The 23764-nt window shown below is 41.3% G+C and carries 25 protein-coding genes and 5 tRNA genes; all 30 read left to right on the top strand.

All coding sequences use genetic code 11. The features are described from left to right. The first annotated feature begins 10 nt into the window (after positions 1–10). The 30 genes from CC99x_RS10885 to rplN all read left to right on the top strand — a co-directional run bounded on the left by CC99x_RS10885 (position 11) and on the right by rplN (position 23758). Positions 11–994 (top strand): biotin--[acetyl-CoA-carboxylase] ligase, encoded by a 984-nt coding sequence (locus CC99x_RS10885; protein WP_057624170.1) that lies wholly within the window; start codon positions 11–13, stop codon positions 992–994. 91 nt (positions 995–1085) lie between these two features. Beyond that, a tRNA-Thr gene (locus CC99x_RS10880) sits at positions 1086–1158 on the top strand. A 143-nt stretch (positions 1159–1301) separates the two neighbouring features. After that, positions 1302–1386, top strand: a tRNA-Tyr gene (locus CC99x_RS10875). 39 nt (positions 1387–1425) lie between these two features. After that, positions 1426–1499, top strand: a tRNA-Gly gene (locus CC99x_RS10870). Positions 1500–1522: 23 nt separating this feature from the next. Next, positions 1523–1597: transfer RNA gene (locus CC99x_RS10865), tRNA-Thr, on the top strand. Positions 1598–1667: 70 nt separating this feature from the next. Continuing rightward, positions 1668–2852: an elongation factor Tu gene (gene tuf / locus CC99x_RS10860; protein WP_057624169.1), complete on the top strand. Its 1185-nt coding sequence runs from the start codon at positions 1668–1670 to the stop codon at positions 2850–2852. 59 nt (positions 2853–2911) lie between these two features. Next, positions 2912–2987: transfer RNA gene (locus CC99x_RS10855), tRNA-Trp, on the top strand. A 27-nt stretch (positions 2988–3014) separates the two neighbouring features. Then, the gene (secE, locus tag CC99x_RS10850; RefSeq protein ID WP_057624168.1) at positions 3015–3395 is read left to right on the top strand and encodes a preprotein translocase subunit SecE; all 381 of its coding nucleotides are present in this window, start codon (positions 3015–3017) and stop codon (positions 3393–3395) included. A 2-nt stretch (positions 3396–3397) separates the two neighbouring features. Continuing rightward, positions 3398–3955 (top strand): transcription termination/antitermination protein NusG, encoded by a 558-nt coding sequence (gene nusG, locus CC99x_RS10845; RefSeq protein WP_057624167.1) that lies wholly within the window; start codon positions 3398–3400, stop codon positions 3953–3955. Between the two features lie 54 nt (positions 3956–4009). Beyond that, a complete protein-coding gene (rplK, locus tag CC99x_RS10840; RefSeq protein WP_057624166.1) occupies positions 4010–4438 on the top strand; it encodes a 50S ribosomal protein L11 in 429 nt (142 codons plus the stop codon). A 3-nt stretch (positions 4439–4441) separates the two neighbouring features. After that, complete coding sequence (gene rplA / locus CC99x_RS10835) at positions 4442–5149, top strand: 50S ribosomal protein L1 (protein ID WP_057624165.1); 708 nt, start codon at positions 4442–4444, stop codon at positions 5147–5149. Positions 5150–5541: 392 nt separating this feature from the next. Continuing rightward, complete coding sequence (gene rplJ, locus CC99x_RS10830) at positions 5542–6063, top strand: 50S ribosomal protein L10 (protein WP_057624164.1); 522 nt, start codon at positions 5542–5544, stop codon at positions 6061–6063. Positions 6064–6112: 49 nt separating this feature from the next. After that, positions 6113–6490 carry a 50S ribosomal protein L7/L12 gene (rplL, locus tag CC99x_RS10825; protein ID WP_057624163.1) on the top strand — a complete coding sequence of 126 codons (378 nt, stop codon included), beginning with the start codon at positions 6113–6115 and terminating at the stop codon, positions 6488–6490. A gap of 164 nt (positions 6491–6654) precedes the next feature. Then, positions 6655–10752 carry a DNA-directed RNA polymerase subunit beta gene (gene rpoB, locus CC99x_RS10820; RefSeq protein ID WP_057624162.1) on the top strand — a complete coding sequence of 1366 codons (4098 nt, stop codon included), beginning with the start codon at positions 6655–6657 and terminating at the stop codon, positions 10750–10752. An 82-nt stretch (positions 10753–10834) separates the two neighbouring features. Continuing rightward, on the top strand, positions 10835–15043 hold the full coding sequence (rpoC, locus tag CC99x_RS10815; RefSeq protein WP_057624161.1) for a DNA-directed RNA polymerase subunit beta': 4209 nt from the start codon (positions 10835–10837) through the stop codon (positions 15041–15043). Between the two features lie 213 nt (positions 15044–15256). After that, complete coding sequence (rpsL, locus tag CC99x_RS10810; protein ID WP_057624160.1) at positions 15257–15637, top strand: 30S ribosomal protein S12; 381 nt, start codon at positions 15257–15259, stop codon at positions 15635–15637. A gap of 46 nt (positions 15638–15683) precedes the next feature. Further along, complete coding sequence (gene rpsG / locus CC99x_RS10805; RefSeq protein WP_057624159.1) at positions 15684–16172, top strand: 30S ribosomal protein S7; 489 nt, start codon at positions 15684–15686, stop codon at positions 16170–16172. Between the two features lie 68 nt (positions 16173–16240). After that, a complete protein-coding gene (fusA, locus tag CC99x_RS10800) occupies positions 16241–18298 on the top strand; it encodes an elongation factor G (protein ID WP_375338907.1) in 2058 nt (685 codons plus the stop codon). A 17-nt stretch (positions 18299–18315) separates the two neighbouring features. Next, positions 18316–18627: a 30S ribosomal protein S10 gene (rpsJ, locus tag CC99x_RS10795; RefSeq protein ID WP_057624157.1), complete on the top strand. Its 312-nt coding sequence runs from the start codon at positions 18316–18318 to the stop codon at positions 18625–18627. A gap of 8 nt (positions 18628–18635) precedes the next feature. Further along, the gene (rplC, locus tag CC99x_RS10790; RefSeq protein WP_057624156.1) at positions 18636–19295 is read left to right on the top strand and encodes a 50S ribosomal protein L3; all 660 of its coding nucleotides are present in this window, start codon (positions 18636–18638) and stop codon (positions 19293–19295) included. Between the two features lie 12 nt (positions 19296–19307). After that, positions 19308–19922 (top strand): 50S ribosomal protein L4, encoded by a 615-nt coding sequence (gene rplD, locus CC99x_RS10785; protein ID WP_057624155.1) that lies wholly within the window; start codon positions 19308–19310, stop codon positions 19920–19922. Continuing rightward, positions 19919–20230 (top strand): 50S ribosomal protein L23, encoded by a 312-nt coding sequence (gene rplW, locus CC99x_RS10780; protein ID WP_057624154.1) that lies wholly within the window; start codon positions 19919–19921, stop codon positions 20228–20230. The genes rplD and rplW overlap by 4 nt, the downstream gene beginning before the upstream one ends. Before the next feature lie 12 nt (positions 20231–20242). Beyond that, positions 20243–21085, top strand: coding sequence for a 50S ribosomal protein L2 (gene rplB / locus CC99x_RS10775; protein WP_057624153.1), 843 nt, complete (start codon positions 20243–20245; stop codon positions 21083–21085). 2 nt (positions 21086–21087) lie between these two features. Next, positions 21088–21372: a 30S ribosomal protein S19 gene (rpsS, locus tag CC99x_RS10770; RefSeq protein WP_057624152.1), complete on the top strand. Its 285-nt coding sequence runs from the start codon at positions 21088–21090 to the stop codon at positions 21370–21372. Between the two features lie 9 nt (positions 21373–21381). Then, positions 21382–21720: a 50S ribosomal protein L22 gene (gene rplV, locus CC99x_RS10765; protein WP_057624151.1), complete on the top strand. Its 339-nt coding sequence runs from the start codon at positions 21382–21384 to the stop codon at positions 21718–21720. An 11-nt stretch (positions 21721–21731) separates the two neighbouring features. Then, on the top strand, positions 21732–22409 hold the full coding sequence (rpsC, locus tag CC99x_RS10760; protein ID WP_057624150.1) for a 30S ribosomal protein S3: 678 nt from the start codon (positions 21732–21734) through the stop codon (positions 22407–22409). Between the two features lie 10 nt (positions 22410–22419). Further along, complete coding sequence (rplP, locus tag CC99x_RS10755) at positions 22420–22833, top strand: 50S ribosomal protein L16 (protein WP_057624149.1); 414 nt, start codon at positions 22420–22422, stop codon at positions 22831–22833. Further along, complete coding sequence (rpmC, locus tag CC99x_RS10750; RefSeq protein ID WP_057624148.1) at positions 22834–23025, top strand: 50S ribosomal protein L29; 192 nt, start codon at positions 22834–22836, stop codon at positions 23023–23025. 5 nt (positions 23026–23030) lie between these two features. Continuing rightward, complete coding sequence (gene rpsQ / locus CC99x_RS10745; RefSeq protein ID WP_057624147.1) at positions 23031–23297, top strand: 30S ribosomal protein S17; 267 nt, start codon at positions 23031–23033, stop codon at positions 23295–23297. A 95-nt stretch (positions 23298–23392) separates the two neighbouring features. Next, on the top strand, positions 23393–23758 hold the full coding sequence (gene rplN / locus CC99x_RS10740; protein ID WP_057624146.1) for a 50S ribosomal protein L14: 366 nt from the start codon (positions 23393–23395) through the stop codon (positions 23756–23758). Positions 23759–23764: the final 6 nt, after the last annotated feature.

The following is a 23764-nucleotide window of genomic DNA, read 5'->3' as shown; positions in this document are numbered from 1 at the left end:
GGCTTTCAAAATGCAAGTGGCTTTTGAGATCATTGAACGTTTAAAAGATGCTAAGTTTCATTCGGGGGTTGAACTCGCAAAAGATTTGCGGGTTGGTCGTACAACCGTGTGGAAAGCAATCCGATATTTACGATCGTTGGGCGTGTCTATTGATGCTGTTCGTTCTCGTGGCTACAAATTAACACAGCCATTGGAGTTGTTAGACAAGGATAAGATATTGTCTGAGCTAAGCGATCTTGTACAAAAGCAAATTTATCAATTTGATGTTTTACCAGCTGTTGCGTCTACTAATGATTATTTATTGTCACAAATTGCTTATGGTCAGAAGCCCTTCAGCATTTGTTTGAGTGAATCTCAGACCCAAGGTAAAGGCCGACAAGGCAAAGTGTGGCAATCACCCTTTGGTAGAAATCTTTACCTGTCCGTCTATGGTTGTTTCAATGCTGTGCAAAATATATCAGGATTTAGCCTAAGCATTGCAACGACCATTCTGAATACCATTGAAGGCTTTTGCACATTGCCAGAAGGCTTAGGTATTAAGTGGCCTAACGATCTTATGTATGGATCTGCAAAAATTGGTGGCATTTTAATTGAGACACAAAGCAATCCTGCTCAGCAAGCGGAAGGAATCATCCATGTGGTTATTGGAATAGGTCTTAATTTTGATATGGAGGGATTTGAGCCTGCTGATAAACAATGGACTGATTTGAAATCTGTGCTGGGGCAGGTTTTGGGGCGTAACCTATTTGCTGGAAAGTTAATTAATAAACTTTTAACAGACTTTGTATTATTTGATCAATTTGGCTTTGATCATTTTTATTCACAGTGGGAGCGTTTTGATCTTTTAAAGGATAAGCAAATTGAAATTAGCACCCCGTTTTCAAAAGAACAGGGGCAATATCGAGGCATTAATAAGCGTGGAGAGCTGCTTGTTGAGGTAGCTGGAGCCCTAAAAGCGCTCACATACGGAAATGTAAGCATAAAATACGAATAATTCTTTCATTAAGTAATTGCTTAGCGCGCAGCATGGCAGTAGAATGGCCTGACTAGGTGACTGTTATCAAGTTATCTTATTGACTCATTTTGCTGGCATAGCTCAGTTGGTAGAGCAGCTGATTTGTAATCAGCAGGTCGCGGGTTCAAATCCTGTTGCCAGCTTCAAATTAGGCAGGTAAAGATCTAGTAATAGTGAAGGCGTTTATTCTCGGCTAATCCCAGAGAGCGATGTCGGTTGACTTTTTTCGCCTGTTAAAAGTTGACAAGACATGATGGGTTGAGCAGAATACGTGCTTCTCATTTTGGGAGGGGTTCCCGAGCGGCCAAAGGGATCAGACTGTAAATCTGACGGCTCTGCCTTCGGAGGTTCGAATCCTCCCCCCTCCACCAAAGTTTTAAAGCGTAATCGTCAGTGGGCGTATTGCTTTTGCGGGTGTAGTTCAATGGTAGAACTTCAGCCTTCCAAGCTGATAGCGTGGGTTCGATTCCCATCACCCGCTCCAAAAGCTGATTATGTGGCAGCTATGCCCACATAGCTCAGTGGTAGAGCACTTCCTTGGTAAGGAAGAGGTCACCGGTTCAATCCCGGTTGTGGGCTCCAGAATTCTGGAGTTTAGTTTTATTTTTTTTTAGGCATGCAATTTTAGTTAAATATCAGGGGGCTTAATAAAATGGCTGAATTTCAACGTACTAAGCCACATGTCAATGTGGGTACAATTGGGCATGTGGACCATGGTAAAACCACATTAACTGCGGCAATTACAAAAGTATTGGCGTCTAAAGGCCAAGCGCAATTTGTTGATTACGCAAATATCGATAAAGCACCTGAAGAACGTGAGCGCGGTATTACAATTTCTACGTCGCATGTCGAATATGAATCTGACAATCGTCACTATGCACATGTAGACTGCCCAGGACATGCTGACTACGTTAAAAACATGATCACGGGTGCTGCTCAAATGGACGGCGCTATTTTAGTATGTTCTGCTGCTGATGGCCCAATGCCACAAACACGTGAGCACATTCTGTTAGCGCGCCAAGTAGGTGTGCCACACATTGTTGTGTTCTTAAACAAAGCAGACATGGTTGATGATGCTGAATTATTAGAACTCGTTGAAATGGAAGTAAGAGATTTATTGTCTAGCTATGGTTTCCCTGGCGATGATATTCCTATTATTACCGGTTCAGCTTTAAAAGCACTTGAAGGTGATACAAGTGATATCGGCGAAGGTGCAATTTACAAATTAGTTGAAGCAATGGATTCTTACTTCCCATTGCCAACACGTGAAGTTGACAAGCCATTCTTGTTGCCAGTAGAAGATGTATTCTCTATTTCTGGCCGTGGTACTGTAGTAACAGGTCGTATTGAAAGAGGTATTGTTAAAGTTGGTGAAGAAATTGAAATCATCGGCTTGAAAGACACCGTCAAAACAACTGTAACAGGTGTTGAAATGTTCCGTAAGATGCTTAAAGAAGGTCAAGCGGGCGACAACGTTGGTTTATTATTACGTGGTACAAAACGTGAAGACGTTGAACGTGGTCAGGTTCTTGCTGCTCCAAAGAGCATCACCCCACATACCAAGTTCCAAGCTGAAATCTACGTTTTATCTAAAGAAGAAGGCGGACGTCGTACACCATTCTTAAGTGGATATCGTCCTCAGTTCTACTTCAGAACCACTGACGTAACAGGCATGATTGACTTGCCAGAAGGTACCGAAATGGTTATGCCTGGTGATAACATTACTGTAACCGTTACATTGATATCACCTATCGCAATGGAAGATGGATTGAAATTTGCTATTCGTGAAGGTGGCAAGACCGTTGGTGCGGGTGTTGTTGCTAAGATTATCGACTAGTATATTGTCTCTTAAAGCAACTGCCCCAAGTGCTCCTTGGGTGCAGTTGTTTGTGTATTAGGCCAGTAGCTCAATTGGTAGAGTGGCGGTCTCCAAAACCGCAGGTTGGGGGTTCAAGCCCCTCCTGGCCTGCCAACTTACATATAGGTGGTAGTTCCATAAATGAGTCATCAGACCAAAACCCACGGTGGTAGCATGGATTCCTTTAAATGGGCAGTAGTCGTTGCATTGATTGCATCTGGTGTAATCGGCAACCACCACTTTTCTGATCAATCGGTATTGATTCGTTTACTTGTATTGTTATTTGTTGTTGCCGCTACATGTTTTGTGGCGCTGCGAACAAGTAAAGGACAAAAATTCTGGCAATTTGCGCTCGAAGCGAGAGCAGAATTAAGAAAGGTCGTATGGCCTAATCGCCAAGAAACTATTCAAACAACCCTCATGGTTTTAGCAATCGTATCTATCGTCGGATTCCTTTTGTGGGGTATTGATGCTCTACTTCTAAAACTTATTGCTTTGCTGACCGGATATGGGGCGCATTAACGATGGATATTGAAAAAAGTGAAGTAACCGAACTGCGTTGGTATGTTATTCAAGCTTTGGTTGGTTATGAAAATCAAGTTGTAAGAAATTTAAAAGAAAGTATTCGGGTTAATCATCTTGATGATAAATTTGGCGAAATTTTAGTCCCAACTGAAGAGGTGATTGAAATTCGCAATGGCCATAAATATAAAAGCGAAAGAAAATTTTTCCCAGGTTACGTACTGCTTCAAATGGCTTTAGATGAAGACACTTGGCACTTAGTACGTCGTACACCTAGGGTATTAGGATTTATTGGTGGCACCTCTGATAGACCTGCACCTATCAGTGATAAAGAAGCCAAAGCAATATTAGACAGAATGCGTGAAGGTGTTGATAAACCTAAACCTAAGACCATATTTGAACCCGGTGAAGTGGTTCGAGTGATTGAAGGGCCATTTGCTGATTTTAACGGTGTTGTTGAAGAAGTTAATTATGAAAAGAGTCGCTTAAGAGTGGCTGTTTTGATTTTTGGCCGTTCTACACCTGTAGAATTAGAATTTGGTCAAGTTGAGAAAACTTAAAAATTGGGGAGCTTATTCATTGTAATAAGCGTTTGAACCCGCAGAGGTGAAATAATGGCAAAGAAAGTAACGGCCTATATTAAGTTACAAGTAAAAGCACAAGAAGCAAATCCAAGTCCACCTGTTGGTCCTGCATTAGGTCAGCATGGTGTTAATATCATGGAGTTTTGCAAAACGTTTAATGCACAAACTCAAAGTTATGATAAAGGCTTGCCTTTGCCAGTAATTATTACAGTTTATAGTGATAAAAGTTTTACCTTTATCATCAAAACGCCTCCAGCTGCCTTCTTATTAATTAAAGCTGCAGGCCTACAAAAAGGAAGTGGCAGACCCAATACTGAAAAAGTGGGTAAAGTAACCCTCAAGCAAGTAGAAGAAATTGCTAATGCCAAGATGCCCGATTTAACAGCAAGTAGTCTTGAAAGTGCTGTAAGAACAATCGCTGGTAGCGCACGTAGTATGGGTATTGAGGTAGAGGGTTAAACCATGGCAAAAATATCAAAAAGAATGAAACAAGTTCGCCAGCAATATGACAAGGCGAAGATCTATGCTCCTGATGATGCGCTTAAATTATTAACCAGTCTTTCTAATACAAAATTTTTAGAAAGTGTTGATGCCGCAATTATATTAGGTGTTGATCCTAAGAAATCTGATCAAGCGGTACGTGGCGCAAGTATTCTGCCAAATGGCACAGGTAAAACAATGCGTGTTGCTGTGTTCGCTCAAGGCCCAAATGCTGATAAAGCAAGAGCAGCAGGTGCTGATGCTGTTGGTTTTGAAGATCTGGCTGAAGAACTTAAGCAAAAAGCAGACAGTGGTAAGATTGATTACGATGTTATTATTGCAACCCCTGATGCGATGAGAATTGTTGGTTTATTAGGTCGTGTATTAGGCCCACGTGGTTTAATGCCAAATCCTAAAGTCGGCACTGTAACAACAGACGTTGAGAAAGCTGTTAATAATGCTAAATCAGGTCAGGTTACCTTCCGTGCAGACAAAGGCGGTATTATTCATTGCACAATAGGAAAAGCAAATTTCACTGTGCAAGCATTACGTGAAAACCTTGATAGATTAATGGCTGATTTGCGCAGAGCAAAACCCAGTACATCTAAAGGTGTTTACTTTAAGAAAGTTATTCTATCTACCACAATGGGACCTGGTCTCGTCGTAGATAAATCTTCATTGGATCTCTAATTTAGAGATTCAATGAAAAGTGGTTTGCTGTAGCATTCTCGAGCTGGTATTGAGGTCTTGAAACCGAAAGGTCACAGAGGCCCCTCAGTTAAGAGTAAGAGCGGTTACAGTACAAAGACCGCAGGTGTGAAGCGTATAAAACGATTTCCTTAATGTAACGTTTTGAGTTTACCTGCGTAGGCTAAAGCATGCAACTGATTATTCAGTTGCAAACCGCAGTGATTATGTTGCTGCATGATGAGTACAAATAGTTTTTTGGTATAGGGATTGTGTGACGAGCTGCCATGATTTTTACATGTGCTTTGCAAGTTATCAATAACCAAAGTGTCTAAAAATTATATGTATGAATAGCACAATATAATCTAGCTTTTAGATAGATGAGGAGCAATCAGGTGGCGTTAAATCTTGAAGATAAAAAAGCAATCGTCGCCGAAGTCTCTACTGTCGCTAGCGAATCTATTTCGTTAGTAGTGGCAGATTATCGTGGCATAGCAGTACCTAAAATGACGGACTTGCGAAGAAAAGCAAGAGCGTCTGGTATTTATTTACGTGTAATCAGAAATACTTTAGCACGTAGAGCAATTAAAGGTACTGGTTTTGAGTGCTTAGATGACAAATTAACAGGACCTCTTGTTTTTGGTTTTTCCAAAGATGAGCCAGGTGCAGCTGCAAAGCTGTTTCGTGATTTTGCAAAAGAAAATGAAGCATTTAAAGTTCAAGGCTTATCAGTTGCGGGTGAATATTATGCACCTAGCCACTTAGAAGCCGTTGCTTCATTGCCAACCAAACACGAAGCACTCTGCCAATTAGCTGCAATGTTAATGGCGCCTGCTACACAGTTAGCACGTACCATCAAAGAGCCAACTCAGATGCTCGTTAGAGCTTTGGATGATTTGTCAAAACAACAACAATAAGTTTTAACAGAACTTTTAAAATACCAGTTGATATTTCGGGAGAAAAATAATGTCTGAATCTACTGTACAAAAAATTTATGACAGCATCGTTAAACTTTCAATCATGGAAGTTGTTGAATTAGTTAAGAAAATGGAAGACGAACTCGGTGTTTCTGCTGCTGCACCTGTGGCTGTAGCTGCTGTAGCGGGTGCTGCTGCGCCTGCTGCTGAAGAAAAAACTGAATTCGACGTAATCTTAAAAGGTTTCGGCGACAAGAAAGTTGATGTTATTAAAGTTGTTCGTACCATTACAAATCTTGGCTTAAAAGAAGCTAAAGCATTAGTTGAAGGCGCGCCAGCTCCTGTTAAAGAAGCCGTTTCTAAAGCTGAAGCTGAAAGCATCAAGAAGCAACTCGTTGAAGCGGGTGCTGAAGTTGATGTCAAGTAAGTAATTGACTGATTAAAAAGTCTTGCTTGTTGCTTTAAGCAAACAAGTAAGCAACAAAAATGGGTCTGACTAAATTGCATGCAATTTACTCAGACCTGTTTTGTTATGTACGATTTTGCTCATTGCAAGTTATATTATTCTTTAAATTACACTGAGGACTCCCGATGGAACTATCCTATACCGAAAAAAAGCGACCCCGTGCAGACTTTGGTAAACGATTAGACACTTTGGAGGTTCCGCCCCTGCTGGATATACAGCTGACCTCATATAAATCTAAATTTTTACAAGATGAATGCGCTGAAGATGCGCGTATAGATATAGGCTTAGAAGCAGCCTTTAAATCCGTATTCCCAATTATTAGTTTTTCTGGCAATGCTCAATTGGAGTATGTCAAATACACCTTGGGCGCACCTGCATTTGACGTCAAAGAATGTCAACAACGTGGTTTGACCTATGCTGTGCCTTTACGTGTTCTAGTTCGCTTGGTGATCTTTGATAGAGAGGCAACAGGTGATACTAAAAAAGTAAAAGATATTCGTGAACAAGAAGTATACATGGGTGAAGTTCCACTCATGACAAATTCTGGTACCTTTGTTATTAATGGTACAGAGCGTGTGGTTGTATCTCAATTGCACCGTTCTCCTGGCGTATTTTTTGATCATGATCGTGGTAAAACACATTCATCAGGAAAGTTACTTTATTCTGCTCGCGTGATTCCTTACCGTGGCTCTTGGCTAGATTTTGAATTCGATCCTAAAGACGCAATTTATGCGCGTATCGATAGAAGGCGCAAAATTCCAGCAACTATTTTGCTTCGTGCCTTGGGTTATAGCACTGAGCAGATGTTAAATCTATTCTTTGAAAAAGATCATTTTAAATTTGAAAATGGCGACTTGATCTTAACCTTGATTCCTGAGCGTTTGAGAGGCGAAACAGCTCGCTTCAATATTAAAGACAGCAAAGGAAATATGTTGATTGAAGAAGGTCGACGTATTACGGCTCGACATGTTCGTCAAATGGAAAAGCTCAAATTAACGAGATTACGTGTGCCAAGAGATTATATCTATGGCAGAATCTTGGCGAATGACATCGTCGATACAGAGACCGGTGAAATTGTTGTTGCTGCTAACTCAGAAATAACGCCAGAAGTTTTAGAAGCTGTCTTATCAGCAAAAGTATTTGAAGTAGACACTTTATTTACCAATGATTTGGATCATGGTCCTTATGTATCTGAGACCATTAAAATTGATCCAACCAAATCACAAATGGAAGCACTCATAGAAATTTATCGAATGATGCGTCCTGGTGAACCACCGACTAAAGATGCCGCAGAAACACTTTTCAATAATCTATTTTTTGCTGAAGAAAGATACGATTTATCTTCTGTTGGTCGAATGAAGTTCAATCGTCGCGTGGGCAGAGATGAAATTATTGGACCTGGTGTACTTTCTAAAGACGATATTATTGCTGTCTTAAAAGTACTGATTGATATCCGTGATGGTCGTGGTGAAGTAGATGATATCGATCATTTAGGAAATCGTCGCGTGCGAAGTGTCGGTGAGATGGCAGAAAACCAATTCCGTGTTGGTTTGGTGCGTGTTGAACGTGCTGTAAAAGAACGTTTAAGCATGGCTGAATCTGATAACTTAATGCCACAAGATCTTATCAATGCTAAACCCGTTTCTGCTGCGATTAAAGAATTTTTCGGTTCTTCACAGCTTTCTCAGTTTATGGATCAAAATAATCCTTTATCTGAAGTAACACACAAACGTCGTGTTTCTGCATTAGGGCCTGGTGGTTTAACACGTGAACGCGCAGGCTTTGAAGTTCGTGACGTACATCCAACCCATTATGGTCGTGTATGCCCTATTGAGACACCTGAGGGACCAAACATTGGTTTGATTAACTCATTGTCAGTCTATGCAAGAACAAACAGCTACGGTTTCTTAGAGACACCATGCCGTAAGATTGTGGATGGACGAGTAACAGGTGATATTGAATATCTATCTGCAATTGAAGAAGGCGGATACGTTATTGCGCAGGCAAATGCTACTTTAGATAAAGATCTCAATTTAATTGATGAACTCGTGCCTTGCCGTCATAAAAATGAGTTTACCTTTACAACGCCTGACAAAGTTCAATATATGGACGTGTCGCCTAAGCAGATCGTATCGGTAGCAGCAGCCTTAATTCCTTTCTTAGAGCATGATGACGCGAACCGTGCGCTCATGGGGTCAAACATGCAACGCCAAGCTGTACCAACCTTAAAAGCTGAAAAGCCTTTAGTCGGAACGGGTATTGAGCGAATTGTAGCGCGTGATTCTGGGGTAACGGTTGTTGCGCAACACTCTGGTGTGGTTGAGTCTGTGGATGCGGCACGTATCGTTGTGCGCGTTGCAGATAATGAAACCAAAGATGCTGCAGACGCAGGTGTAGACATTTATAACCTTACAAAATATACCCGTTCTAACCAAAATACCTGTATTAACCAAAAGCCATTAGTTAGTGTGGGCGATGTTATTCGTGCGGGTGACGTACTTGCAGATGGTCCGTCTACAGACATGGGTGAATTAGCCTTGGGGCAAAACCTGTTGGTAGCATTCATGCCTTGGAATGGCTACAACTTCGAAGACTCTATTTTGATTTCTGAGCGTGTTGTAGAAGAAGACAGATTCACAAGTATTCATATTGAAGAGCTTACTTGTGTGGCACGTGATACCAAGTTAGGACCTGAAGAAATTACCTCAGATATACCAAATGTGGGTGAAAGTGCGCTCAACAAGCTCGATGAATCTGGTGTTGTTTATATTGGTGCTGAAGTTGAATCTGGCGATATTTTGGTTGGTAAAGTAACGCCAAAAGGTGAAACACAGTTAACACCAGAAGAAAAATTATTGCGTGCTATTTTCGGTGAGAAAGCATCTGATGTAAAAGATACTTCTTTGCGTGTGCCTACTGGCATGAATGGTACCGTCATCGATGTTCAAGTATTTACGAGAGACGGCGTTGAAAAAGATGCCAGAGCCTTACAAATTGAAAAGATGGCTCTCGATCGCGTGAAGAAAGACTTAGGCGATGAAATGCGAATCCGTGAAGGCGACATCTATATTCGTGTTAAGAAACTCTTAATCGATAAAGTGGCTGAAGGTGGACCCAATCAGCTCAGAACTGGCGCTACCATTGATGCTGCTTATTTAGATGGGTTGAGTCATGAAAGATGGTTTGAAATTCGTTTACGTGACGATAAAGCAACAGAGCAACTAGAGGGTTATCAAAAACATTTACTTGAATTGCGCAAAGATTATGAGCTGAATCTGGAAGCCAAACGTAAGAAATTAAGTCAAGGTGATGATCTTGCGCCTGGCGTTTTGAAGATTGCTAAAGTTTATTTAGCAGTGAAAAGAAGAATTCAGCCTGGTGATAAGATGGCTGGTCGTCACGGAAATAAAGGTGTTATTTCTTCTATTACACCTGTTGAAGATATGCCGTACTTAGCAGATGGTACGCCGGTTGATATCGTTTTAAATCCTCTTGGTGTTCCTTCTCGTATGAACGTTGGACAGATTCTTGAAACGCATTTGGGCTGGGCTGCTAAAGGTCTTGGTAAGCAAATTGACAAGCTGATGAAAGATAGTGCAACAGCAACTGCGAAGAAAATGCGTGAGCATTTAGACAAGATCTACAACATGAGCAAGAAAGACAGAGTTGATTTCAATCAATTGTCAGACGAAGAAATTCTTGAAATGAGTAGAAATCTGTCAGCAGGTGTGCCAATCGCATCTCCTGTATTCGATGGCGCAACAGAGATGGAAATTAAATCATTATTGACGTTTTCTGGTTTGCCAGATAACGGCCAAACAACGCTCTATGATGGACGTACTGGTCAATCTTTTGATCGTCCAGTAACAGTAGGCTACATGTACATGCTTAAGTTAAATCACTTAGTAGATGACAAAATGCATGCACGTTCTACAGGTTCTTATAGCTTGGTAACACAGCAACCGCTCGGTGGTAAGGCGCAGTTTGGTGGACAACGTTTCGGGGAAATGGAAGTGTGGGCACTAGAAGCATATGGTGCAGCTTACACCTTACAAGAAATGCTAACAGTGAAGTCGGATGACGTCGCTGGTCGTACCAAAATGTACAAAAATATTGTCGATGGTGACTATAGAATGGATGCTGGTATGCCTGAATCCTTTAACGTACTTGTTAAGGAAATTCGATCCTTGGCTATCAATATTGAATTAGAGCATGAGAATTAATGTAATGGGCAGCACTGATAAAAAGTGTTGCCCATTGTTCGTGTGCTGTGACTAGAAGATAACGTAATGACGGAGAATACCCTTGAGAGATCTACTTTCTATCATACGCCAGCAAAATAAGATTCATGATTTTGATAGAGTGGCCATTAGTCTTGCGCCACCTGAATTAATCATGTCTTGGTCTTATGGTGAGGTGAAAAAACCTGAAACCATTAACTATAGAACTTTCAAGCCAGAACGTGATGGCCTGTTTTGTGCCAAGATATTTGGACCCGTTAAAGATTACGAGTGCTTATGTGGTAAATATAAACGCCTTAAGCATCGTGGTGTTATTTGTGAAAAATGTGGTGTTGAAGTCACATTAGCGAAAGTAAGACGTGACAGAATGGGGCACGTAGAGTTAGCGTCTCCTGTTGCGCATATTTGGTTCTTAAAATCCTTACCTTCTCGTATTGGTTTGTTGTTAGACATGACCTTAAGAGACATTGAACGCATACTTTATTTTGAAGCCTATGTTGTGATTGATCCAGGTATGACGTCTATGGAAAGAGGACAGTTGTTATCTGAAGAAGCATATTTAGAAGCAATTGAACAGCATGGCGATGAATTTGATGCCAAAATGGGTGCTGAAGCTGTTAAAGAACTGTTGAAAGATATTGATCTTAAAACAGAAGCTGAAAATATTCGTGAAGAAATTCCAACTACATCTAGCGAAACGAAGATCAAAAAATTGGCAAAACGCCTCAAACTGATTGAAGCATTCTTAAGTTCTGGTAACAAACCAGAATGGATGATTTTAACAGTTTTACCTGTATTGCCACCTGATTTGAGACCTTTGGTACCATTAGATGGTGGCCGATTTGCAACCTCTGATTTGAACGATCTTTATAGACGCGTTATCAATCGTAACAACCGTTTGAAGAGATTATTAGATCTGAATGCGCCAGATATTATTGTTCGTAACGAAAAGCGAATGCTTCAAGAAGCAGTTGATGCTTTGTTGGATAATGGTCGTCGTGGTCGTGCTATTACTGGATCTAACAAGCGTCCTTTGAAATCATTAGCTGACATGATCAAAGGTAAGCAAGGTCGTTTTAGACAAAACTTGCTTGGTAAGCGTGTGGACTATTCTGGTCGTTCCGTTATCGTTGTGGGTCCAACTTTGAGATTGCATCAATGTGGTCTGCCTAAAAAAATGGCGCTTGAATTATTTAAACCGTTCATTTTTAGCAAATTAGAATTAAGAGGCTTAGCAACAACCATCAAAGCTGCAAAGAAAATGGTTGAAAGAGAAGGGCCAGAAGTGTGGGATATTCTTGAAGAAGTGATTCGTGAACATCCTGTATTGCTAAACCGTGCACCAACCTTACATAGATTGGGTATTCAAGCATTTGAGCCAACCTTGATTGAAGGTAAGGCGATTCAGCTACATCCTTTAGTGTGCGCAGCTTATAACGCGGACTTTGACGGTGACCAAATGGCCGTACATGTACCGTTAACCTTAGAAGCACAATTAGAATCGCGCGCATTGATGATGTCGACCAATAATATTTTATCGCCTGCAAATGGTGAGCCTATTATTGTGCCTTCTCAGGATATCGTTTTAGGCTTGTATTATCTGACACGTGAAAAGATTAATGCAAAAGGCGAAGGCATGATCTTTGCTGATATAGGAGAAGTGCAAAGAGCTTACGGCAATAGATGCGTTGATCTGCACGCTAAAATTAAAGTACGTGTTCCTGTTACGACAGAAGGTGTTCAAAAATTAACCTTAGTTGAAACCACGGTTGGTCGCGCTATTTTATTTGAAATTCTGCCTGAAGGTATGTCTTTTGCCAGAATTAACCGCATTCTAACGAAGAAAGAAATATCTAAACTCGTTAATGAGTGCTATCACCAAGTTGGTTTGAAGCAAGCAGTTATTCTTGCAGATCAACTCATGTACACAGGGTTCAGATACGCAACGATTTCTGGTAGCTCAATTGGTATTAATGATTTAGTCATACCTGATGCTAAGAAAGAAATTGTTGATCGCGCAGAAAATGAAGTAAAAGAAATTGAAACACAATTTGCTTCAGGTTTAGTAACGCATGGTGAGCGCTACAATAAAGTTATTGATATTTGGTCGCGTGCTAACGATCAAGTTGCAAAAGCGATGATGGATCAACTGTCTGTTGAAGAAGTTGTAGACAAAGAAGGCAAAACGCAAACCCAAAGTTCCTTCAACTCTGTTTTCATCATGGCGGACTCAGGAGCGCGGGGTTCTGCTGCTCAGATTCGTCAGTTAGCAGGTATGCGGGGCTTGATGGCTAAACCAGATGGTTCGATTATTGAAACACCAATTACCGCAAACTTCCGTGAAGGTTTGAGCGTACTTCAGTACTTTATTTCAACCCACGGTGCGCGAAAAGGTTTGGCCGATACTGCCTTAAAAACAGCAAACTCAGGTTATTTAACACGTCGACTCGTTGACGTTGCGCAAGATGTGGTTATTTCAGAAATTGATTGTGGTACACCAGAAGGCTTGCCAATGTCTCCACATGTTGAGGGTGGTGATGTCGTAGAGCCTTTACGTGAACGTGTATTGGGACGTGTATTGGCTGCGCCTGTCTATCAGCCAAATACAGAAACATTATTGTTTGAATCTGGCACATTGTTAGATGAAAATAAGGTAGAAATACTTGAAAATCACGCTGTTGATACAGTTGTAGTGCGTTCGCCTATTACCTGTATTTCACGATATGGCGTATGTGCTAAATGCTATGGGCGTGATTTAGCCAGAGGTCACTTGGTTAATATTGGTGAAGCTGTTGGTGTTATTGCGGCTCAATCTATTGGTGAACCTGGTACACAGTTAACCATGCGTACTTTCCATATCGGTGGTGCTGCATCAAGAACAACGGCTGAAAATAGCGTAATGGTGAAATCAGATGGTAGAATTAAGCTACATAACGTTAAGTTAGTACAGAATGCTGCAGGTAACTTTGTGACGGTTTCTCGTTCTGGTGAATTATCTGTCATGGATTCACACGGCAGAGATAGAGAGCGTTACCGCTTACCTTATGGTGCAGTCTTAAGTATTGCAGATGGTGTAGATGTGAAGGGAGGGCAAACCGTTGCAAACTGGGATCCACATACCCATCCCATCATCACTGAGGTAGCAGGTTTTGTTAAATTTGTGGATATGATTGATGGCGTAACCATGCATCGTCAAACAGACGAAGTCACAGGTTTGTCTAGTATTGTAGTCAGTGATGCAAAACATCACCGCTCTAGTTCTGGTAAAGAACTTCGTCCAATGCTTCAGTTAGTGGATGAAAATGGTGAAGAACTTTGCTTAGCGGGTACCAGTTTACCTGCACATTATTTCTTACCTGCGAATGCAATTGTGCTCGTAGAAGATAATAAGCCAATTCGTGTCGGTGACGTATTAGCGCGTATACCACAAGAAACCTCTAAGACAAGGGATATCACAGGTGGTTTGCCACGTGTTGCGGACTTGTTTGAAGCACGCAAGCCAAAAGAATCTTCTATCTTGGCAGAAATGTCAGGTGTGATTAGTTTTGGTAAAGAGACTAAAGGTAAGCGTCGATTGATTATTACACCTCAAGATGGTGGAGATGCGCATGAAGAGCTCATTCCAAAATGGCGACATGTTGCTGTATTTGAAGGTGAGCACGTTGAGCGTGGTGAAGTCATTGCTGATGGTCCTTCAAATCCGCACGATATCTTAAGACTGTTGGGGGTTGGTGCCTTAGCAAATTACATCGTGAATGAGGTTCAAGATGTTTATCGTTTACAAGGTGTGGGTATCAACGATAAACACATTGAAGTCATTGTTAGACAGATGCTGAGAAAAGTTATTGTCTCTGACGTGGGTGATACTCGATTGCTAAAAGGTGATCAACTTGAAATAACCCATGTTCAAGATGTGAATGATGCTTTACCGCAAGATAAAATGCCTGCTCGTATTGAGCGCGTTTTATTAGGTATTACCAAAGCATCCTTGGCGACAGAATCCTTTATTTCTGCTGCATCTTTCCAAGAAACCACACGTGTTTTAACGGAAGCTGCGGTAAGTGGTAAACGTGATGAATTAAGAGGGCTGAAAGAAAACGTGATTGTAGGCCGATTGATTCCTGCAGGTACTGGTTTGGCCAGTCATAAGCAGAGAAAACGCAAACGGCTTGCTAGTCAGTTAGATAATGGACCCGATGAGCAAAAGAATGTAATGACAGCGAGTGATGTTCAGCATGCTCTTAGTGAGATGCTTAACTCATCAACATCATAAAATCTTTAAAATAAATTTGTGGTTGTGCTCAAGGAAGAGTAGAATTCGGTTCTTAATTCTGACTTATTAAAAACGGACTACATTAAAATACTCGTAGTCCTATAGTAGGCGCTTAAAATAAGTGCCAAACGATCTAGCATTTTACCCCGTGAGTGTCGCGATGGGTAAAGTGCTTTTTCACATTTATAAACCTTAAGGAGTTTTTCTAGCGTTATGGCAACAATAAATCAGTTGGTACGTAAAGGGCGGAAAAAATCAACAAAGAAATCAAAAAGTCCTGCATTAACAGGATCGCCTTTACGTCGTGGCGTTTGTACCCGCGTATATACCGTTACACCTAAAAAACCAAACTCGGCGCTCAGAAAAGTATGCCGTGTTAAGCTCACTAACGGTTATGAAGTAACTTCATACATTGGTGGTGAAGGCCACAACCTACAAGAGCACTCTGTTGTGCTTATCAGAGGCGGTAGGGTAAAAGACTTACCTGGTGTGCGCTATCACGTTGTACGTGGCAGCTTGGATACCTCAGGTGTAGCAAAACGTAAACAAGGTAGATCTAAGTACGGTGCTAAGCGTCCTAAAGCGGCTGCATAGATCGTTAAAAACTTTATATCTTAATTCAATTTAGGAATTAGCTATTATGCCAAGAAGAAGAATTGTTGCTAAAAGAAAGAAGCTACCCGATCCGATTTACGGAAGCGAGTTGTTAGCACAGTTTATTAATCACTTAATGCGGGATGGCAAAAAGTCTGTTGCGGAAAAGGCATTGTACGGTGCGCTCGATATCATCAAGCAACGTATTAATCGCGATCCTTTAGAAGTATTCAAACGTGCCATCGATAACGTACGTCCTGCGGTTGAAGTTAAATCTCGCCGTGTGGGTGGTGCGACATATCAAATTCCTATTGAAGTGCGTGCGCAACGTAGCGCAACACTCGCAATGAGATGGATTGTTGATTTCGCTCGTAAACGTGGCGAAAAAGGCATTACATTGAGATTGGCTGCCGAAATTATGGATGCTGCAGATGAAGAAGGCGGCGGTCGCGGAAAAGGTGGTGCGGTCAAGAAGAGAGAAGACACGCATCGTATGGCTGAAGCAAATAAAGCTTTTTCACATTTCCGTTGGTAATTTGAGAACTTGGGAGAAATAGCGTGGCACGAACAGTTCCGCTAAACAGAGTCAGAAATATTGGTATTATGGCGCACATTGATGCGGGTAAAACCACTACTACCGAACGCATATTATTTTATACGGGCGTATCGCACAAAATTGGTGAAGTACATGACGGCGCAGCTGTTATGGATTATATGGCCCAAGAACAAGAGCGCGGTATAACGATTACCAGTGCTGCAACAACTTGCTACTGGAAAGGTATGGCTCAAGAGATGGCTGAGCATCGTATCAATATTATTGATACGCCAGGTCACGTTGATTTTACCATTGAAGTAGAACGTTCATTGCGTGTATTAGATGGTGCTTGCGCTGTATTCTGTGGTGTAGGTGGTGTAGAACCCCAATCTGAAACCGTATGGCGTCAAGGCAATAAATATAAAGTGCCCAGAATGGCCTTTGTAAACAAAATGGATAGAGCTGGCGCTAACTTCCAACGTGTTGTGAAGCAAATTAAAGACAGATTAGGCGCAAATCCAATTCCTTTGCACCTTAACATGGGTGCAGAAGAGAATTTTAAAGGCGTTATTGATCTTGTCATCATGAAAGCTATTCACTGGGATGATGCAACTCAAGGTATGCGCTTTGAAGAAAAAGAAATACCAGCAGAGTTACAAGAAGAAGCCAAAGCATTACATGATCAACTCGTTGAAGCTGCTGCAGAATCTTCTGAAGAGTTGATGGAAAAATATTTAGAAACAGGTGAGCTTACTGTTGATGAAATTCGTCAAGGTATCCGTGTTAGAACATTAAACAGTGAAATTGTTCCTGTTTTATGCGGTTCTGCCTTTAAAAACAAAGGCGTACAAGCATTATTGGATGCGGTTGTTTATTACATGCCATCACCTTTAGATGTTCCACCTGTTGAAGGTGAATCAACTTCTGATTCAGATAAGAAATTGACACGTGCAGCAGATGATAACGCACCATTTTCAGCATTAGCTTTTAAGATTATCAACGATCCTTTCGTTGGTACCTTAACCTTCTTTAGAGTTTACTCTGGTACACTCCAAGCTGGTACCTCTGTTGTAAATACAATTAAAGGCAAAAAAGAGCGTTTTGGTCGTATTCTTCAGATGCATGCTAATCATAGAGAAGAAATCAAAGAAGTACGCACAGGAGATATCGCTGCGGTTGTGGGGCTTAAAAATACCACTACAGGTGATACGCTTTCTGATGAAAATAATGAAATTATTTTAGAAAGAATGGAATTCCCAGAGCCTGTAATTTCTGTTGCTATTGAGCCTAAAACTAAGGCTGATCAAGAAAAAATGGGTGTTGCTTTGGGACGTTTGGCTAAAGAAGATCCTTCTTTCAGAGTATCAACCGATGAAGAATCAGGCCAAACCATTATTGCTGGTATGGGTGAATTGCATTTAGAAATCATTGTTGATCGTATGAAGCGTGAGTTTTCTGTTGAGGCCAATGTGGGCGCTCCTCAGGTTGCTTACCGCGAGTCAATTACCAAAACCGTTGAGCAAGAAGGTAAATTTGTTCGTCAATCAGGCGGTCGTGGTCAATATGGTCATGTTTGGCTTCGTATTGAGCCAAGAAAACCTGGTGAAGGCTTTGAATTTGGTGACGAGATCAAGGGTGGTGCTGTACCTAAAGAGTACATACCAGCTGTTCAGAAAGGTATCGTCGAACAAATGAAAAATGGTGTTATTGCTGGATTCCCAGTCGTAGATGTCAAAGTAACAATATTTGATGGTTCATTCCATGAAGTAGACTCAAGTGAAATGGCGTTTAAGATTGCGGGTTCTATGGGCTTCAAAGAAGGTGCGCTCAAAGCTGGACCTAAACTGTTAGAGCCTATTATGAAGGTTGATATCGCTACACCTGAAGATTATATGGGTGATGTCATGGGTGACATCAGTCGTAGACGTGGTGTGTTGCTTGGTATGGATGATAGCCCTGCTGGTAAGGCAATTATGGCTGAAGTACCTTTATCTGAAATGTTTGGATATGCGACAGATCTTCGATCTGCAACGCAAGGTCGAGCAACCTATTCTATGGAATTTTGTAAATATGCTGAGGCGCCAGCAAATGTTGCAGAAGAAGTTATTAATAAAAGTCGCCGATAATTGAGCGGAGAATGAGAATGAAAGGTCAAGTTATTCGTATTCGATTGAAAGCATTTGATCACAAGCTAATAGATAAATCTGCAAAAGAAATTGTAGATACGGCAAAAAGAACAGGTGCTCAAGTGAGAGGCCCTGTTCCAATGCCTACTCGTAAAGAAAAATTTACAATTTTGATTTCTCCGCACATTGATAAAGATGCAAGAGATCAGTATGAAATTCGCACCCATAATCGTCTAGTGATTATTGTAGAGCCAACCGATAAAACAGTTGATGCCCTCATGAAGCTAGATTTGGCTGCAGGTGTAGATGTACAGATTGCTGTGAGCTAGGGGGAATCATGTCTTTGGGTTTGATTGGAAAGAAAATTGGTATGTCGCGTGTCTTTTTAGAGAACGGGACATCTGTAGCTGTAACTGTTGTTGAGGTTGCACCAAATAGAGTTACTCAACTCAAAACAAAAGCAACTGATGGTTATGAAGCTATTCAGATTACAGCTGGTTTAAAGAAGAAAAATAGAGTAAATAAGCCAATGGCTGGTCACTTTGCTAAAGCAAACGTTGAGCCAGGTGTTGGATTATGGGAATTCACCTTAGGTGCCAATGATAAAAAAGATTGGCAAGCTGGCGAATCTATTGAAGTTGATATGTTTCAAGCAGGTCAAAAAATAGATGTAACCAGTCACTCTAAAGGTAAAGGTTATGCAGGTTGTGTAAAACGTCATAACTTTAGAACACAAGATGCAACACACGGTAACTCTGTCTCTCATCGTGCACCCGGTTCGATTGGTCAAAACCAAACGCCAGGTCGCGTATTCAAAGGGAAGAAAATGTCGGGGCACCTGGGCGATGTTCAAGTGTCAGTACAGAATTTAGAAGTTATTAGAGTTGATAAAGATAAGCAGTTATTGTTAATCAAAGGGGCCGTGCCCGGTGCGCCAGGCGGTTATGTTATGATTAAACCCGCAGTTAAAAAACAACAAACCGCGGTGACTGCTTAGGAGGAACGTTGAATGAAGCTTGCTTTGGCTATGTCATCAGGTAATGCAGATAGTATTGATGTGTCCGAAACACTATTTAATCGTGAATTTAATGAACCATTAATTCACCAAGTAGTGACTGCCATTATGGCAGGAAGAAGAGCTGGTACAAAAGCTCAAAAGGGCCGATCAGATGTAAGTGGTGGTGGTGCAAAACCATGGCGTCAAAAAGGTACAGGCCGTGCACGTGCTGGTACCATTAGAAGTCCTATTTGGCGTGGGGGCGGTAAAATTTTTGCTGCTGTACCCAGAAATCACTCACAAAAAGTTAATAAAAAGATGTATCAGGGTGCTTTACGAAGCATACTGTCAGAGTTGGTTCGACAAGACAGAATGAAGGTTGTTCAGGAATTTACCTTAGCACAGCCTAAAACTAAGTTACTTGTTGACAAGTTAAAAGACTTAAAACTTGATAGAACATTGATTGTGTCACAAACGCTGGATGAAAATGTGTACTTTGCGCAAAGAAACCTACCCAATGTTTCTGTTGCTTTAGCACACCAAGTTAATCCGCTGCAGCTTGTACAATATGATCATGTTGTGATGACTGTTGACGCATTAAGACATCTTGAGGGGGCATTAGCATGATTTGTTCAGAAGATAATTTGATAAATGTGCTAGTAGCGCCAATAACCTCTGAAAAAACGACTAGAAGTGGTGAAGCTGAAAATTCTGTTGCTTTTTGGGTTAATCCAAAAGCAACAAAAGATCAGATTAAAAAAGCCGTTGAGACTTTTTTTAAGGGTGTTCAGGTTAAGAGCGTTCGTACTTTGATTAAGCGTCGTGATTTCGTCAAATTTGGTGAAACCAGAGGCCGTCGAAAAGCAAGTAAGAAAGCTTATATTACATTAAAACCTGGTCATGAAATTAATTTTGCTGAAATGGCATCTCAATAAAGGTATCAGATTATGGCAGTGATTGAATTAAAGCCAACCACACCAGGGCAACGTTTTAAGACAAATATTAAAACGGTAGGATTGCATACTGGTAAGCCGGTTAAAAGCTTAACAAAAAAGAAGAATCGTACCTGCGGTCGTAACAACCAAGGTCGTATCACTATTACGCATCGTGGTGGTGGTCATCGTAGACGTTTAAGAGACATCGATTTTAAACGCACAAAAGATGGTATACCTGCTAAAGTTGAAAGACTTGAATACGATCCTAATCGTAGCGCACGTATCGCTTTATTGTTGTACAAAGATGGTGAGCGTAGATATATTCTTGCGCCCAAAGGTCTGAAAGTTGGTGATGCTGTTCAATCAGGTCCAGATGTCTCAATTTTACCAGGCAACTGCTTACCAATGACTCACATTCCTGTTGGTGCGAATGTTCATTGTATCGAATTGAAACCAGGTAAAGGCGGTCAGCTTGCAAGAAGTGCTGGCAGTTTTGCGCAATTATTGGCGCGAGAAGGTGCGTATGCCACCATTCGTTTACGTTCTGGAGAAATGCGTAAAGTATTAGCAGAATGTCGCGCAGTAATCGGGATTGTTGGTAATGAAGAGCATAACTTAAGAGTGCTTGGTAAAGCGGGTGCTAAGCGTTGGCGCGGTATTCGACCCACAGTTCGGGGCGTTGCGAAAAATCCTGTTGACCATCCATTGGGTGGGGGTGAAGGGCGTACATCAGGTGGTCGTCCTCCTTGTAATTTCAATGGCTTGTTGGAAGGTACAAAGACGCGTAGTCGTAAAAAACCATCTAATAAACTAATTGTTCGCCGTCGCGGCAAAAAGAAAGGTGAGAGAGGTTAAGGGTGGCTCGTTCATTAAAAAAAGGACCGTATTGCAGTCCAAAATTATTAAAAAAAGTGGTAAATGCTCGTGACAAAGCAGGCGCCAGAGGTCGTGTCGTTGTTGAGACTTACTCAAGACGTAGCACAATCATTCCTGAATTCGTTGGCATTACCTTGATGGTGCACTGTGGAAACAAGTTTATACCAGTACTCATTGGTGAAAACATGGTTGGCCACAAGCTCGGCGAATTTGCAGCCACCAGAACATTTCGTAGTCATTCTGGTGATAAAAAGACCAAGAAGTAGGAGAGTTAAATGTCAGCGCAAGCAATATTGAGAAATGCTCAATTATCTCCTCAGAAATGTCGTCTGGTAGCAAACGAAATACGAGGAATGCCAGTTGAGAAGGCTGTTGAGAAGTTGCAATATATCGAGAAGAAAGCAGCTCAAATTATTAAAAAAGTTCTCGATTCTGCAATATCTAATGCTGAGCATAATCTAGGGTTGGATATTGATGATCTGAAAGTTCAATCAATCATGGTTGACGAAGCCCCTATGTTAAAGCGTTTTAGACCAAGAGCTAAAGGTAGAGGCAACAGAATCTTAAAACGTCGCAGCCACATTAAAATTGTGGTTGGTGAAATAGAATCGTAGAGAGGGTTTTCATGGGTCAAAAAGTACATCCAACAGGTATACGCTTAGGTATTATCGAAACACATCGTTCGATGTGGTACGCGAATGCAAAGAGCTACCCTGAAACACTATTAAGTGATATTAAAACACGTAAATATCTAAGACAGCGTTTGGCAAGTGCATTTGTAAGCCGTATTCAAATTGAAAGACCTGCAAAGAATGCTCGCATTACCATACACACTGCAAGACCAGGGGTGGTGATTGGTAAGAAAGGCGAAGATATTGAAGAATTAAGAAGAAAAATTTCTCAAATTATGCGTGTACCTGTGCATGTCAATATTGAAGAAATTAGACGCCCTGAATTAGATGCTTATTTGGTTGCTGAAAGTATCGCTCAACAATTAGAGCGACGCGTTATGTTCAGAAGAGCGATGAAGCGTGCGGTCAGTAACGCAATGAGATTTGGTGCTTTAGGCGTGAAAATCTGTGTTTCTGGTAGATTAGGCGGTGCTGAGATCGCAAGAACTGAATGGTATCGTGAAGGCCGTGTGCCATTACATACTTTCCGTGCGGATATCGATTATGCCGAAGGACGCGCCAAAACCACCTATGGAATCATTGGCGTTAAAGTTTGGATTTTCAAGGGCGAAATTTTAGATAAAGATTTGACGGCAGGTAGTCGCGCTGACGCTGCTGCTGTTGAAGCGTAGGGGGCATTTCATGCTACAACCAAAACGGACAAAATATAGAAAACAACACAAGGGCCGTAACCGAGGCTTAGCGCATCGGGGAAGCGATGTGAGTTTTGGTGATTTCGGTTTGAAAACTGTAGAAAGAGGTCGTATTACAGCAAGACAAATCGAGGCCGCAAGACGAGCAATGACGCGTTTTATTAAGCGTGGCGGTAAGATTTGGATACGTATATTTCCAGATAAACCAATTACACAAAAACCTTTGGAAGTCAGACAGGGTAAAGGTAAGGGTAACGTTGAGTACTATGTATCACTCGTGCAGCCTGGAAAAGTTCTCTATGAGATTCAAGGTGTAACACAAGAAGTTGCCATGCAGGCCTTTCAATTAGCGGCTGCAAAACTTCCTGTTAAAACTGAACTAGTTGCAAGAACGGTGATGTAGATGAAAATTGATAGCTTAAAATCTCTTGATATGGAATCTCTAAAAAAAGTGCTTTCTGAGTTCCGTACAGAGCAGTTTGTTTTGAAAATGCAAGTGAGTAACGGTCAAGTTAAAACAACGCACCGTATTCGTGAAATTCGAAAAAACATTGCACGTGTAAAAACAATTTTAACTGAGAAGCAAAGAGGATAGTCCTAATGGCTGAGAAAATTATTCGTACCTTAGTTGGACGTGTCATTGGTGATAGCAGAGACAAAACTAGAACCGTTGTTGTTGAATGGGCTAAGCGCCATGAAACCTACGGTAAGGTAATGAGAAGTAGAACTAAATACCACATTCACGATGAGGATAATCAGTGCCATATGGGTGATTTGGTTGAGATTAAGCAGGTTCGTCCTGTATCAAAAACCAAGACTTGGGCATTGGTCAAAATAGTAGAAGCTGCTAAAAACCAATTAAGTTAGTCTTGATTGTTAAATATGGGCATTCACTAAAGAACATAAGAGTGATAAAATCTTGGCCTTTTGGCCATATCGTATTGTGAAGTCGGAGTGAAATCATGATTCAGATGCAAAGTGTGCTCGATGTGGCAGACAACAGCGGCGCACGCAGAGTGATGTGCATCAAAGTGTTAGGTGGGTCAAAGAGACGATACGCCGGCATTGGTGATGTTATCAGAATAACTGTCAAAGAAGCCATTCCTAGAGGCAAAGTAAAGAAAGGTGACGTGCTTTTTGCTGTTGTCGTTCGTACGCGGAAAGGCATTAGAAGAGACGATGGCTCTTTAATTCGATTCGACGGTAATGCAGCCGTTTTGCTCACCGAGCAAATGCAACCTGTTGGCACTCGTATATTCGGGCCAGTCACCAGAGAACTTAGAAACAAGTTCATGAAAATTATTTCTCTAGCACCAGAAGTCCTTTAAGAGTGA

This window comes from Candidatus Berkiella cookevillensis, from assembly GCF_001431315.2.
Lineage (GTDB): Bacteria > Pseudomonadota > Gammaproteobacteria > Berkiellales > Berkiellaceae > Berkiella_A > Berkiella_A cookevillensis.
Note: the sequence above shows the minus strand (reverse complement) of the source record. Positions and strands in the feature narration are given on the sequence as shown.